The organism is Saprospira grandis (assembly GCF_027594745.1).
GTDB classification, from domain to species: Bacteria; Bacteroidota; Bacteroidia; order Chitinophagales; family Saprospiraceae; genus Saprospira; species Saprospira grandis.
The window spans coordinates 406,593-420,997 of record NZ_CP110854.1 but is presented as its reverse complement, the minus strand read 5'-3'; the positions used below and the strand labels follow the sequence as shown (position 1 = coordinate 420,997).

Genomic DNA, 14,405 nt, shown 5'->3' with positions numbered 1-14,405 from the left:
CCCGCTAAAGCGGCAGCGCTGGTAGTGGGTGGCCCGCAGGGCCAGACCCAAGCCGCCAAAGGCGGCTGCAGGGCCGAGCGAATAGCGAGCCCACGGACATAGCGCCCCGAAGGGGGCCGCCCAAATCATTATTAGATCAAGAATAGAAAAGCAAAGATGAGTACAAAAATATATACAGCCATTAAGGCTGAAGATTGGGAGCAGTATGTTGGCCAAAAATGTGAGGGCTACTTATGGTGGTCAAATCGACAGAAAGCAGACCACTATAAAGAGGTTCCTGCTTGGCCTAAGGGCTTGCATCCTTTTGTGGTAGAAGGCGCCTTTTATTTGAAAGAGCAAGATTTGAGCTTAAGTATCCGCTTTTTGAATGGGGCTTATGAGGTAGCCGCCATTGATTTGGGTGCAGCTGTTTTGGTTGAGAAGAAGGAGCAAAAAGAGGGGGAAGAGAGAAAAAAAGAGGAAGCGAAAGGGAAGAAAGAGGATGAAAAGAAAAAAAAGAAGCTGAAATTAGAGTTAGGAGTACCTTATCTGAAGGTGGAGCACAAGTGGAAGGAGCAAAAGGGAAAATCTAATCCTGTTTTTATGTATGAAATTTGGAAATTGGAAGAGAGTGCTTGTTGGGTAGTGAAGGATGATTTTCAAGAAGATACAACAGCTACTGTAAAGGAATATCGTCCATACGTATGGGCTTTTGCTGGATTTACAAAACCTGAAAACAAACAATAAGATGAGTACAATTAAAGCAGCATACAATTTTGTGCCTTTAAATAGAAAGGTGTATTACCCAGATTGGAGTCCGTATATTAGTCAGGACCAGCCTTTTAGTGATGGGCAGTCTGGATTTATTGAGATTGAAGTAGAGTCTAGAACGCCTATTTTTATTGCGGATGGGCAATTGGGGCAGCGCACAGCAAATAGTCCGCTTAGTTTTTCTAATTATAATGGCCGTCATCTGATTCCCGCGACCTCTTTTAAGGGGATGTTGCGTTCTGTTGTGGAGATCATGAGTTATAGCAAGTTGGGGGTGTTTAATCAACATCAATTTGCTTTTAGAGATTTGAATAACAAGCAACTGTATATGAATCAGATTCGTCAGGAGAATCGTCCGATTCAAGCAGGTTGGTTAAAGAAAGATGGTGAGGACTACTATATAACGCCTTGTGGCGAGCCTGGACGGATTAGCTTTGCTAATATTGATGATCTTTTTGGGACAGATATGGTGGAGTATTTTGTGGCGGGGAGGACAAAAAATCGTCTTTATGATAGAAATAATGATAGTCATAAAGCAGCTCGTTTTAAGTATGAAAACTTTTCTCAAACAGGTGCTGCTAAAACAACACATACTTTTGTGCCTGCAGGTAAGGGCTATGCTCTAGGGGGAAATAATGACCCTAGAGGTATGAATGGCGTCCTTGTTTTTACAGGTCAACCCGGTTTACGTAAAGAAAGCAAGGGACAAAGAAGTACAGGCAAAGGCAAGGAATTTATCTTCTTTGATCAAGGACGCTCAAGAGTCCTTGTAGATAGAAAAGTAATCAAGAGCTTTAAGCAAGCTTATTTTGATCATGATGTTGATCGTCAAACAGAGGACTGGAAGCATTGGTCAGCTGTACTAGAAGGGAAGGGAGTTGAAAAAGGTAAAATCCCTGTGTTTTATAATGTAAACAGAGCTGGAGAAATTATTCATATGGGGATTTCATATCTCTATAAGCTTCCTTATAAGTATGATGTCGCAGCCTTAGACACCACAGACAGTTTGGCTAATTTAGGCAAGTTTGATTTGGCAGAATGTATCTTTGGTTGGGTGCCAAATTTGACCGAAGACGCAGCTCAATATCAGGAAATAAAGGGCCGTGTGCAAGTAGGTCATCTCTGGCATGAGGGGGATTTGAAGCGGTACTACAAGAACATAAGAACCGTTTTGTCTAGTCCAAAGGCTTCTTATTACCCAACATATCTAGAACAGGATCTTAACACTAACGGAAAACTGAAAAGGGGAGTGTATGCTACTTATGATGATTCTAAGGCTCGTTTAGCGGGGCGAAAGCGTTATCCCTTAAAAGAATTTGTAGCTGCTTCGATGAAGTCTGAGGATAAAAATGATAATATTGACACTTTATTTAATCCTTTAGATACTGGCAATAAGTTTAAAGGCCGCATCTACTACCACAATCTTCGCTTGGTAGAGCTAGGCGCTATTTTATCAGCTTTAACTTTTCATAATAGTCAGGGGGAATACTTTCATCAGATTGGTATGGGAAAACCATTGGGCTTGGGAGCAATAAAGGTCAGCGCTCGTTTAGAAGCAGGGCAGGAGCAAGCCCTGGCCGCTATGCGCAGCTTTGAAAGTTGTATGCGGCAGGTAGATGATAAATGGCTATATAGTGAGCCTATTAAAGAGCTATTGACTATGGCAAAGTTTACTGATATTCGCTCTAATGAATTAGAGTATATGAAGCTTGGTCGAGGATCTGAGGACAATGAATTTACCAAAGCTAAAAATGCAAAAGAGGGGCTTAATCGTTACTCCGTTATTGCTGACGAATTTGATGAGTTGGAGTCTTTAGGAGAAGGTGTTGTTCCTCTTGGCCTAGAACAACGAAGAGAAAAACTACTTGCTGAGTTAAGACGTAAAAAGGAACAATTAGGTGTTCATATAAATCAACTAGAGCTGGAGGCCGATCGCCTAGAGAAAGAAGCAGAGGAGAAAAAACGATTAGCCATAAAACGAGAACAAGCAGCTAGTCAGGGCTTAGACCCTGTAAAAGGAGAAACTGAGTTTGGGCCAATTCGCTCTAAGGTCAATCTTTTCCTTAAGGGATTAGAAGTCGACCTGCTTCCTGAGGAATACTGGGAGGAGCTTAAACAGGCATTGATTCACGCTTACTCAAATGCTGAAAGCAGTAAAGAGAAAAATAGCTTTATGAATCGCAAGAAAAAAGCAAAGCAAACGCCGCTTTGTAGAGAACTCAGCAACTGGCTAGGCGACTCTAACACCGCCGAAAACTGGGCGAAAGAAATTTTGGGCCTCTCCAAATAATTTCCCTATCTTCAACCATACAAGTATTGAAACACATAAAAAATACCACTATGGCGAAGAAATACATCAGCTACAACGAAGAGCTAGCCAGAAAGCTACAAAAGAAGTTTGGCCTTAAAGAGACAACGATTCGGGTATGGAAACACCGCCAAGGGATCCCCGAGCGATATGCCGACCCCAACTACCAGCCCCGAACCGTTGCCTCTAAAAGCCAGCTCAAAAATTGTCGCCATTTTTTGGCCCTCAGCTTTATCAATCGTAGCCAGTTTGAGGGGATTCCCGCCCATACCCTCAACGATTTTATGAACTCCGATAAGCATAATACCCTGGCCCTACTACAGGCCGAACAACTGCTCAACCATCGGAAATTCATCAAAAAAGAACTCAAAAAAATTATTCATAAACAAGACGGCAATGCCCTAGCGGCTATCCTCCAACTCCCCTTTATTCGCCCCACGATTCTGCTCGGTAGCCATTATGCTAGCCTGCGCCATCGCTTCGATAAGCTGAAAAATGAGGATTGGGAGACCATCAAACCCCTACTGCAAGCCGCCTTGGACCAACTTTAATCAATGAATCAGAAGAAAAAGGTTTTTATCTCGTTTTTGGGAACGAATGGATATGGTGAAGTAAATTACTCTTTTACAAAAGAAGAGGGAACGACAACCTTCTTCATCCAAGAAGCTATCTTTAAAGAAGAAATTCGTAAGAATAAGGATTTCTGGAATGTCGAAAAAGATGAGATTTTCTTTTTTGTTACAGCTCTTGCGAAGAAGAACAATTATTTGCGTCGAGCTCTCCCATTTAATCAAAAACCAGATAAGCAAAGAGAAGCTAATGCCTTAAAACTTTTGAAAGAAGGAAAGGCAGAAGAGGCTATGGCGGCTTTGAAAGAAGATATTTCAGCTTTACCTGTAGATGCAGAAGATGGCCTAAAGTACCGTTTTGAAAAGCTCCAAGAAGAAGGACTAATTGGCAAATTTCAAGATGTTGCTATTCCCGATGGACTCAGTGAGGATGAAATCTGGGAGGTTTTTGCCAGAATTGTAGAATATATTGGTAAGGATACAGAGCTCTATTTTGATATCACCAATGGTTTTAGATTTCTTCCTATGCTAACACTGGCAATCATTGACTATGTAACCTCGGTAAATAATGTCGTGCTAAAGGCGCTGTATTATGGTAATTTTGAGTCCGGAAAAGCTGAAAAACAAAAAGCTTTGAATGACCAGTCTTTGTCTGATAAGCAAAAGAAAGCACTAAAGAAACAGCCAGTAAAAGCTCCTATTCACCGCTTAAATAGCATCATCGAGCTAGGACAATGGACAGAAGCCGTAGAGATGTTTGTTCGGTCTGCCGATGCGCAAAAGTTGGAACCGCTACTGGATCAACAAATAGGCGAAACTGAACAGAGTACTCTAGGCAAAGAATTAAATGCCCTCGCTAAAGGCATCCGAACATCTAGAGGTAAACAACTTACCCAAGAGCTAAAACTCAAAGAAGTTCGCCAAAAGGTGATTGAGCTAAAACAACAGGCAGATAATGGCTTGAAACGCCAGCTCCCTCCGCTATTAGATAGAATAGAAGGCAAAATTCACGCTTTTAATACCTATACTTCCGAAAATGGCTTTGCCGCCGTAGAATGGTGTATTGAGCATAATATGGTGCAACAAGGTTATACGCTTTTGCAAGAAAGCTTAATTACTTGGCTCATTGAAAAGACATTTTCTGATATAACTTTGAGCCAACATGAAGAAATGAGAGCTGTAGCTCAAGCCGCTTTGAGGGGAAACAAGAATGACAGTATTAGTAATATAGTTAGCTTCTGCTTTAAGAAGAAGAATAGAGCATACTTTAATGATGATAAAGGAGAGATGAAGGATGTGGCTATTAAACTTGTTAACAAACGTAAAAGATACAATGGCTTAAAAGAAGTATTTTTAGACATCACAGCTAAAGAAAGTGAAGATGAAACTGTAGCGGAGGAGTTAGCTGGAGGCCTACGTAATGATATTAACCACGGAGGATATAATAATAGAGCAAATAGTCCAGCGTTTTTAACCCAAGAACTACAAAATCTTACCAACCGCATCCTCCAAATTATCCAACCCTCCTATAAATAGAACATTCTAGCTTTATTTTACTTGGGGCTGCCCTTCGCTTCGCTCGGGTCGCTCCCTTCCTGGCTCGCAAGTCTGCTCGGCCCTGCGGCGCCAAAGGCGCCTAGGTCTGGCCTTCGGCCCCCCTACAGGCAGCTCAGCCTGCGGCGGCTTCGCCGCCTGCAAAACCGCAAAAAGCGCATGGAAATCTCTTTCCTTGCGCTTTTTTTATGTCCCAAATGTACTTTTTATTCTAAAGCTTTATCAGAAATATAGTGTTGCCAAAATATAGAAGATCGAAAATGCCGTACTTTAGAATTTCCTACGGCTATTAGTTACAAACTATTTTATTTTCTCAATTAAAGCCGCTATATTTATTATTTGTCTTAATAAATTTTTAACAGAATAGAACCTCTATGAAGAAAATGACTACTCTGGGCTTGCTCTTACTGACGAGCCTGTTTTTTTCCTCTCTGCTCTCCGCTCAATGCGCCTACATTTATGTAGATCCCGCAGGAACAGCTCTGGGAGATGGCTCAGAGGCTAACCCTATGGACCTGCAAACGGCCCTAGATGAAGCCTGCCTCCAAAATCGAAAACATATTCGATTGCTAGCCGGCACCTATAATCTATCTGATAAAATGATAATCGATTGCGATGGACTGATTATCGACGGAGATTGGGAAGTCCTCAATGGCGTAGGCCGAAAGAATTCTAGCCTAGCCACAACAATCAATATTAACTCGCCTCTAGAAACCGCTCCCTATGATGGAGCCACAGGAACCCTGGTGGGCTATCATATCGGTATCGAAGCCATTAACTTTAATGACTTTCAAATCCTAGACCTAGAGATTAACGTCAAAAATGGGGGCGCCGCAGGTACGGTCTCTGGTACAACCGGCAACCGCGGACATTCGGTCTATGGCTTCTATTTTCGCAATGCCAATAACTGGCATATCGAAAGAGTAGTGATGAATACAGGACAAGCTAGCCGAGGAACAAATGGTACCCAAGGCGCTGCCGGATCCAATGGTATCGCTGGCGGTACCGGAACAGAAGCTAAGTGTGATGACGATTGTACCACAAACCGCGGTGGACGTGGTGGCTCTGGCGGAGGTGGCGCCGCTGGTGCCCCTACCAATATCGATGGAAGTTGCCGCAATGCTGGTCAAGTAGGAAGCAACGGTACCGCAGCCACAGGCCGCAACGGTGGTGGCGGTGGCTCTGGTGGAACCGGTGGCGCAGAAGATAATCGAGGGGCCCGTGGTGGCGCTGGTGCTGCCGGTGGTGGTGGCGCTGGTGGAACCTTTGGCGCTGGCTCTACTGGTTCCAATGATACAAACGGAGATGGAACTTGTAGTCAGGTTAATGCCCGCTCAGGCGCTCCCGGCCAAAATGGCGCAAATGGTACTAATGGGACGGCTTCGCCTATCTCTAATACTTTCGACCTCTTCTGGCTGCCCGCTGGCCAAGGAACTACAGGTACTGCTGGCACTGGCGGTGGCGGCGGCGGCGGCGGCGGCGGCGGCGGTGGCCAAGGTTGCTTCTTTTGTACTGACGGTACTGGCGGCGCTGGCGGCGGCGGCGGTGGCGGTGGCCAAGGGGCCCTAGGCGGTACTGGCGGCTGGGGCTCTGGTAGCTCTTTTGGCCTCTATGCTTACGCAAGTAATGGCTCTAGCAATAACCTGAGCCTAAATCCAGCCTCAGCCGCTGCTGGTGGTACTGGCGGTGCCCCAGGTCTTGGCGGTAACGGTGGCGCAGGCGGCCTACTCGGCGGATCTAGTGGCGGCCTATTTAACTGCTCTACCTGTGAAGTAGGTGTCGGTGGACTCGGCGGACGTGGTGGCAATGGCGGAAATGGCGGTCGCGGTGGCGATGGCGCCGATGGCCGCTCAGAAACCATTCGCAGCGTTAATGGAAGTACCCTCAATGCAACGACTTCTGCTGGTATTACCCAAATTATTACCGCTCAACCCCTAGAAGGTTGTACCAATTCTGAAATCCTTATTACTAAGGATGGCGGTACTTGGTCTTTGCCCGCAGGCGCTAGCTTTATCAATGACCTAAATAGTACCACTTCTAGCTATGACAATAGCTCGGCGACCGCAATTATTAGCTATACAGCTACAGGTCCCCAAAGTACTGGCCTAAATGCTACCGCCTATGACGGTATGGTCCAAATGAATACAAATAGACCCTTACCCGCTTTTGCCTCTTCTATGCTGACCGATCTCTGTGAAGGAGAAACCTTCTTTATGAGTAGTTCAGCTCTAGGGGTAGAGTATCAATGGATTATTTTTGAGGCGGGAACAAATGTAAATACTCCCGTAGCAGCTTTTACCACTCAGGTGGCTAGCTGGATGCCCCCAAGCTTAGGAACGGTAACCAATTATAGCGTTCGCCTACGTGTGCGCACAGAATGCTGCGGCTGGTCCGCTCCTAATTATTTCGATTTTACGGTCAGAGATGTCGCTCCAGCCCCTACGGCTACTGGCGCCACGATCTGTGCCGGAGAAACAGCAACTATCTCGGCTACCGCTATCAATGGCGGAACACTGAGCTGGTATGAGGATCCCCTAGGCCAAATTCTACTGCAAACAGGCCCCGGCCCAGTAGATAATTATACCACTGATCCCCTTAGCCAAAATACGGTCTTCTATGTGAGCGAAGGCGCAGCCACTTGCCCCGGCGGAATCACTTCCGTTTCTGTGCAAGTAGATCCACTTCCCGCTCAACCCGCCGCTGCGGATGTAGAGGTTTGTGCAGGAGCCGACGCTATCCTAAATGCTACAGGTTCTGGTACCGGCGACCTCGTTTTCTACGATGCTAGCCAAACTGAAATCGCCCGCCAAGCTATGAGCTTAGCTACACCTAATGCTAGCTATAATTTGGGCGCCTTGGCTGCAGGAAGCTATACCTATTATGTGGCAGAGGATAATGGAAACTGTGTTTCTCCTTTCCGCCTAATTGCTGTTACTGTAAATGCGCTGCCCGCTAGTCCCGCCACGACTGGCGCTACTATCTGTGCTGGCGAAAGCGCTACCGTAAATGCAGCAGGCAATAGTATCGCTTGGTATGCCGATGCCGCTTTGACGAACCAATTGGGCGCAGGCAATAGCTATAATACGCCTAGCTTGAACAGCAGCACGGACTATTTTGCCGTAACGACTTCAGCCCAAGGCTGTTTGTCTTTGCCCGCTACGGCTACTGTAACGGTAGAGGCTTTGCCCGCCGCCCCCACGGCCACAGGCGCAACGATTTGCGCTGGCGAAACAGCTAGCCTTAACGCTACAGGCGGAACAGGTACGCTCAATTGGTATGCAGATCCCGCTGGAGCTAGCTTGCTCGCTAGCGGTCCTAGCTTTACCACTGCGGCTCTTAACCAAAATACTACTTATTATGTGGGCGAAACTTCTAGTTCTGCCCAAGCTTGTGAAGGTCCATTGACTGCGGTAACAGTCACCGTAAATGCTCGTCCTTCTACGCCTTCTGTAAGTGCTCAGGATGTTTGTGATGGAGAGGATGTGATCCTCAACGCTACCGGTTCTGGTACTGGCGACCTCGTTTTCTACGATGCTAGCCAAACAGAAATTGGCCGCCAAACGATGACGGCTGGAAACGCCACGCAAACGCTAAATGCTGGCCCCTTTGCCGTAGGTAATTATAGCTTTTATGTGGCCGAGGATGATGGCGTTTGTACTTCTCCTTTGCAGGTAGTTGGCTTGGCTGTAAATGCCCTGCCCGCTAGCCCCGCCACAACTGGCGCTACTATTTGCGCTGGCGAAACGGCTACTGTTTCGGCAACTGGAAACAATATTAGCTGGTATGCCGATGCCGCTTTGACGAACCAATTGGGCGCAGGAAATAGCTATAGTACGCCTAGCTTGAACAGCAGCACGGACTATTTTGCCGTAACAACTTCGGCCCAAGCTTGTGTTTCTTTGCCCGCTACGGCTAGCGTAACGGTGGAGGCTTTGCCCGCTGCACCCACGGCCACAGGCGCAACGATTTGCGCTGGCGAAACGGCTAGCCTTAATGCTACAGGCGGAACAGGTACGCTCAATTGGTATGCAGATCCCGCTGGAGCTAGCTTGCTTGCTAGCGGTCCAAACTTTACGACCGCAGCCCTTAACCAAAATACCACTTATTATGTGGGCGAAACTTCTAGTTCTGCCCAAGCTTGTGAAGGTCCATTGACTGCGGTAACCGTAACCGTAAATGCCCGTCCTTCTACGCCTTCTGTAAGTGCTCAGGATGTTTGTGATGGAGAGGATGTGATCCTCAACGCTACCGGTTCTGGTACTGGCGATTTGGTGTTCTACGATGCTAGCCAAACTGAAATTGGTCGCCAAACGATGACGGCTGGAAACGCCACGCAAACGCTAAATGCTGGCCCCTTTGCCGTAGGTAATTATAGCTTTTATGTGGCCGAGGATGATGGCGTTTGTACTTCTCCTTTGCAGGTAGTTGGCTTGGCTGTAAATGCGCTGCCCGCTAGCCCCGCCACAACTGGAGCTACTATTTGTGCTGGCGAAACGGCTACTGTTTCGGCAACAGGAAACAATATTAGCTGGTATGCCGATGCCGCTCTAACGAACCAAGTTGGCGCTGGCAATAGCTACAATACGCCCGTATTGACGAGCAATACTACTTTTTATGCCGTAGAAACTAATGCTAATGGCTGTGCTTCTTTGGCCGCCGCTACTTTGGTTACTGTAAATGCGCCGCCCGCAGCGCCTAGCGCAGCAAATACAACCATTTGCCAAGGGGAAAGTGCTACCTTTAATGCTACAGGAACAGGCGCCATTTCTTGGTATGCCGATGCGGCTGGAAGTATGTTGTTGGCCCTAGGCAATAGCTATACAACGGCCAATTTGCAACAGTCTACTACTTATTATATGCAGGCGGTGAATGCCAATGGCTGTGCTTCTGCATTTACGCCCGTTACGGCTATTGTGAGTCCTTTGCCTTTGGCCCCCGCAGCTTCTGCGGCAAGCATCTGTGAAGGCGATGATTTGATTATCACGGCCTTGGGTTCTGGTACTGGCGATTTGGTTTTCTATGATAATAACCAAGTAGAGATCAACCGCTTTAGTATGACTGCAGGAAACAATAGCGCTAGCTATAATGCAGGTGCCTTGGCTGCAGGCAACTACAATTTCTTTGTTCGAGAAGAAAATGCAGGTTGTAGCTCAGCCCCCACGGCTGTTTTGGCCAATGTTCAGGCCAGCCCCGCCGCTCCTACGGCCTTTAACGATAGCCCTGCCTGCGAAGGCGAAGAGGCTTTCTTGCAGGCCAATAGCAGTGCTGGCGCTACTTATAGCTGGACCGGTCCCAACGGCTTCGTATCGAGTAACCAAACGATCCAATTGACCGATTTGACTCCCGCTCAGGCTGGATTCTACTATGTACAGGCTTTTGTAGGCGGTTGTGCCTCTGCCTTTGATTCTACCGAACTACAAGTTTTGGCCGCTCCTCAGTTAGTGGGCCCGATTAGTAGTAATGCGCCCCTTTGCGAGGATGAAACCCTCAATTTGGGAATCAATGCACAGATGGGCTGGAGCTATGCCTGGACAGGTCCTAATGGCTTTACGGCCAACCAAGCCAGCATCAGTATTCCAGAGCTAAGCGAAGTAGATCATCAAGGGTTTTATACGGTAGTGGCTACCGATAATGTGACGGGTTGCCAATCGGCTCCTTTGGCCACTTTGGTCCAAATTAACCGCCTACCACAGCCCGGTATGGCCTTTAGCAATAGCCCGATTTGTATTGGCCAAGACCTTCAGTTGTCGGTGCCTGCCGTCCTTAATGCTAGCTATAGCTGGACCGGCCCCAACGGCTTTAGCTCTACAGATCGTACGCCCGAAATTACAGAGGCAACCGCCGATGCCGCTGGCGTTTATACGGTCCTAGTTACCGTAGATAACTGTAGCAGCTTGCTAGAAGTAGAGGTAGAAGTGAATACTTTGCCCAATACCAGCATCATCGCCGATACCACTATTGAGGAGGGCGAAATGCTCCAACTATACGCTACAGGCGGTATCCTCTACCAATGGAGCCCCGCCGATTACCTCAGCTCTAATGCTACGCCTACCCCTGTTTTCTCTGGCGCTCCCGTTGGTGTATATACCTATAATGTGAGTATTCAGGACGCTACGGGCTGTGCCGCTACCGAAAAGGTTGAAATTGAGGTGACTCCTCGTACCGATTTGGTGGTGGTGGATCTCTTTACACCCAATAATGACGGAATTAACGATTATTGGCGGATTGATTTTCTCCAGAACTTTGAGCCTTACACGATTCAGGTCTTCTCTCGAGGGGGGCTAGAGGTGTTCCGCTCTACGGCTTACAATAATGATTGGGATGGCAGGCACTATAAAACGGGCCAAAAGCTTCCAGAAGGCACCTATTATTATGTGATCCAAGCCAACTTTAAGGAGTTTACTGGAGCAGTGACCATTAAGCGTTAATTTTTGTTTTTTGGGGCCTCCTGCAGCCCTTTATATTGGGGCTGCAGGCGCTGCGGTCCGCAGCTCGCAGGTCTGCTCGGCCCTTCGCCAGCTTCGCTGGCTCGGTCTGGCGCTTTGCGCCACTGCTCCCCATCGCTAGGCCGTTCGGCCTGACGGCCGCTTGCATACTTAGCGGTTTTGCAGGCCCGAAGGGCCGCAGGCCTAGCGATGTGAAGGGGGGCGGCGCAGCCGCAGACCTAGGCGCTTTGCGCCGCAGGGCCGAGCGAATAGCGAGCCCCGAAACGTAGCGCCGCAGCTTGCTGCGGAGGCCCAAAAAAACATTATTTTAAAGGACAATAGAAATCTAACTATAGATGAAAGGAATTTATAAACTAGGGCTTTCTCTGCTGATGGCATTGGGCCTACAAACGGCCGAGGCACAGCAGTTGCCGGTTTTTGGCCATTATATTTACAACCCCTACCTCTATAATCCGGCACGGACGGGGGACCAAGGTTTGGGGAGCCTGAACCTGAATATCAAGCGGCAGTGGACCAGCCTGCCTTATGCGCCGCTTACCGCTGCTTTTTCGGCCGAAGCGCCTATCCAGAATAAGAAAATGGGCCTAGGGGGGATGCTGTATACCGACCAAACGCATATTATTCGGAAGGTGGGCGGCTTGGCCTCTTATGCCTATCATATTCCCTTTTCGGAGGATGGCAGCCATGGCTTGTCGGCAGGTTTGTCGATAGGTTTGGTCAATCAGCGCTTTGATTTTCAATCGGCAGATGTAGAAGATGAAAACGATCCCGAAATTTTGGGCGACCAAGCTCAGGGAACCGCTTTTGACTTTAATATGGGCCTCAATTATCGCTGGAAAAAGCTAAATGTCGGCTTGTCGATGCTGCAAGGGCTCAATAACCAAATTCGCTTTTTGGATGCCTTGGAAAGAGAGGTCAGCTATGTGAATACCCGCCATTTTATGGCTTCTGCAGGCTATGAATTTGCCTTGGGAGAGCAGAAAAAATTCTTTGTTCGCCCGGTCCTCATGACCCGAATTGTGCCCGGCTTGCCCCTGCAAGTAGAAGGGAACCTGCTTTTTGGTTGGAAACAATTGCTTTGGGGAGGTTTTGCCTACCGCTCTAGTAATAATGAAACCGCTACTTCGGCCATTATTGCTACGGTAGGTGTGAATGTGCAAAAGCAAATGTTTTTTGCCTATAGCTTTGAGATGGGAGCCGATGCCAGCCTAAATAACGCCCTAGGCAACCAGCATGAGTTTATGTTGGCTTATCGCTTTAAGGAGCGAAAGCAGAAAAACGAAAAACTCGAAAGCGAAATCGAGAAAATGAAATCTCGTGAGCTCGATATGTTGCAGCGTATGGACCAGCAAGGAAAAGGCCTAGACAGTCTGCGTCAAGCACAGGCTGCAGCTGCAGCCGAGAAAGCCAGCATGCAAGAGCAGATCAAGCAACAAGCCAGCCTACTTACTGAACAGCAAAGAGTGATGGCCAAAACAAAAAGGATATTGAGGAGCTTCGTCAAGCCATTAAGGCGCAACCCATGATGTATGATAAACTGGGCTCCATTTACTTTAAGCAAGGGCAGGCCCAACTCACTGGCGAAGAAAAAGCCAAGCTAGAGGCCCTCAAGCAAGTTTTTGCCGATCAGCCCAAAGCTATGCTTTACCTCTTTGGAAATGCAAGCACCGATGGCGATCCCGCCAAAAACCTCAAGCTCTCTAATGAGCGCTGTATTGTGGTGCGCAAATATTTGATCAAGTTGGGCCTAGACCCCATGCGTATTATGGTTTTGCCCATGGGAGAAGACAACAGCCTAAAAGGCGATGATCAGGTAAACCCCAATGACCGTCGGGTAGACCTCATTCTGTCTGAATAAGCCAAGGGCACGCCCTTAATTTTTTGGCCAGTAGTGGAAAGCTCCGCTACTGGCCTTTTTTTCTGCCCAATTGAGTATTTTAGCTAAAACCAATTTGCTATGTCCACTTTTCGCCTACTCCTATTCTTCCTCCTTTTTTCGGCCAGCCTTTCGGCTCAATATCCCGCCGCCCCAGATCCCATTGCTTATGTGACAGATTTAGGCGATTTTTTGACAGAAGAAGAGGAGCTCAATTTGTCTAGGGTCTTGCTCAATCAATACCGAGAAAAGGGCCAAGTTCAGCTTGTAGTGGTCACGGTTCCCGATTTGGGCGGCCAAAGCGTAGAACAGTATGCCCAAGGCCTAGCCGAAAGCTGGGGCATTGGCGAAAAAGACTGGAATAATGGGGTTTTGCTGCTGCTCAGCCGAGCCGAGCGAAAGGTCCGCATTGAGTTGGGCTATGGTATGGAGGGCCAAATTACCGACCTAGCCGCCAAAAGAATTATTGATAAACAAATTGTGCCCAAACTACAAGAAGCCGCCTACTACGATGCAATTTATGATGGAAGCCTAGCCATTGTCTCCTCGGTAGAAAAGCATTTTTTGCAAAAAGAAAAACGGGCCAAAGACCTAGAATATGCTAAGGAGAATGAAGCCATGCACAAACGGCTTCGGCAAAGAGAACGCCTCTATAGTAGCCTGATTTTTGGGGCCTTGGGGCTATTGACCTTGATTCTGGTTTATTTTGGAGCCAAAGGTAAGCGCTCGGACAGTAGAGACCGAAATTATGGTTCCTCTTCTAAGGGTTCTTCCTATTCTTCCTCCTCTAGCTATAGCGATTATTCGGATTACTCCGACTATTCTGACTATTCCGATTATTCGGACAGCAGTTTTGGTGGCGGAAGTTTTGGCGGGGGCGGGGCTAGTGGAGATTGGTAGAT

Annotated in this window: 8 protein-coding genes; all 8 read left to right on the top strand. The window is 47.5% G+C overall.

Annotation, left to right across the window (positions count from 1 at the left end; all coding sequences use genetic code 11):
• The first annotated feature begins 156 nt into the window (after window positions 1–156).
• The 8 genes from OP864_RS01615 to OP864_RS01580 all read left to right on the top strand — a co-directional run bounded on the left by OP864_RS01615 (window position 157) and on the right by OP864_RS01580 (window position 14,403).
• Window positions 157–726, top strand: coding sequence for a TIGR04423 family type III CRISPR-associated protein (locus OP864_RS01615; RefSeq protein WP_270099568.1), 570 nt, complete (start codon window positions 157–159; stop codon window positions 724–726).
• Between the two features lies 1 nt (window position 727).
• Window positions 728–3,040: a TIGR03986 family type III CRISPR-associated RAMP protein gene (locus OP864_RS01610; RefSeq protein WP_270099567.1), complete on the top strand. Its 2,313-nt coding sequence runs from the start codon at window positions 728–730 to the stop codon at window positions 3,038–3,040.
• Between the two features lie 50 nt (window positions 3,041–3,090).
• Window positions 3,091–3,609: a hypothetical protein gene (locus OP864_RS01605; RefSeq protein WP_270099566.1), complete on the top strand. Its 519-nt coding sequence runs from the start codon at window positions 3,091–3,093 to the stop codon at window positions 3,607–3,609.
• Between the two features lie 3 nt (window positions 3,610–3,612).
• Window positions 3,613–5,163: a CRISPR-associated DxTHG motif protein gene (locus OP864_RS01600; protein ID WP_270099565.1), complete on the top strand. Its 1,551-nt coding sequence runs from the start codon at window positions 3,613–3,615 to the stop codon at window positions 5,161–5,163.
• 392 nt (window positions 5,164–5,555) lie between these two features.
• Window positions 5,556–11,609, top strand: a complete 6,054-nt coding sequence (locus OP864_RS01595; RefSeq protein ID WP_270099564.1) for a T9SS type B sorting domain-containing protein — start codon at window positions 5,556–5,558, stop codon at window positions 11,607–11,609.
• Between the two features lie 353 nt (window positions 11,610–11,962).
• Window positions 11,963–13,153 (top strand): PorP/SprF family type IX secretion system membrane protein, encoded by a 1,191-nt coding sequence (locus OP864_RS01590; RefSeq protein ID WP_270099563.1) that lies wholly within the window; start codon window positions 11,963–11,965, stop codon window positions 13,151–13,153.
• Entirely contained in the window at window positions 13,150–13,485 is a 336-nt protein-coding gene (locus OP864_RS01585) for an OmpA family protein (protein WP_270099562.1), read from the top strand. Before OP864_RS01590 ends, OP864_RS01585 begins: the two co-directional genes overlap by 4 nt.
• Before the next feature lie 99 nt (window positions 13,486–13,584).
• Window positions 13,585–14,403 carry a TPM domain-containing protein gene (locus OP864_RS01580; RefSeq protein ID WP_270099561.1) on the top strand — a complete coding sequence of 273 codons (819 nt, stop codon included), beginning with the start codon at window positions 13,585–13,587 and terminating at the stop codon, window positions 14,401–14,403.
• Window positions 14,404–14,405 lie beyond the last annotated feature (2 nt).

Excerpts from the sequence above, each read along its gene's own strand:
- OP864_RS01600 (WP_270099565.1), top strand. The coding sequence starts at position 3,613 with ATGAATCAGAAGAAAAAGGTTTTTATCTCGTTTTTGGGAACGAATGGA.
- OP864_RS01610 (WP_270099567.1), top strand. The coding sequence starts at position 728 with ATGAGTACAATTAAAGCAGCATACAATTTTGTGCCTTTAAATAGAAAG.
- OP864_RS01595 (WP_270099564.1), top strand. The coding sequence starts at position 5,556 with ATGAAGAAAATGACTACTCTGGGCTTGCTCTTACTGACGAGCCTGTTT.
- OP864_RS01605 (WP_270099566.1), top strand. The coding sequence starts at position 3,091 with ATGGCGAAGAAATACATCAGCTACAACGAAGAGCTAGCCAGAAAGCTA.
- OP864_RS01580 (WP_270099561.1), top strand. The coding sequence starts at position 13,585 with ATGTCCACTTTTCGCCTACTCCTATTCTTCCTCCTTTTTTCGGCCAGC.
- OP864_RS01585 (WP_270099562.1), top strand. The coding sequence starts at position 13,150 with ATGATGTATGATAAACTGGGCTCCATTTACTTTAAGCAAGGGCAGGCC.
- OP864_RS01590 (WP_270099563.1), top strand. The coding sequence starts at position 11,963 with ATGAAAGGAATTTATAAACTAGGGCTTTCTCTGCTGATGGCATTGGGC.
- OP864_RS01615 (WP_270099568.1), top strand. The coding sequence starts at position 157 with ATGAGTACAAAAATATATACAGCCATTAAGGCTGAAGATTGGGAGCAG.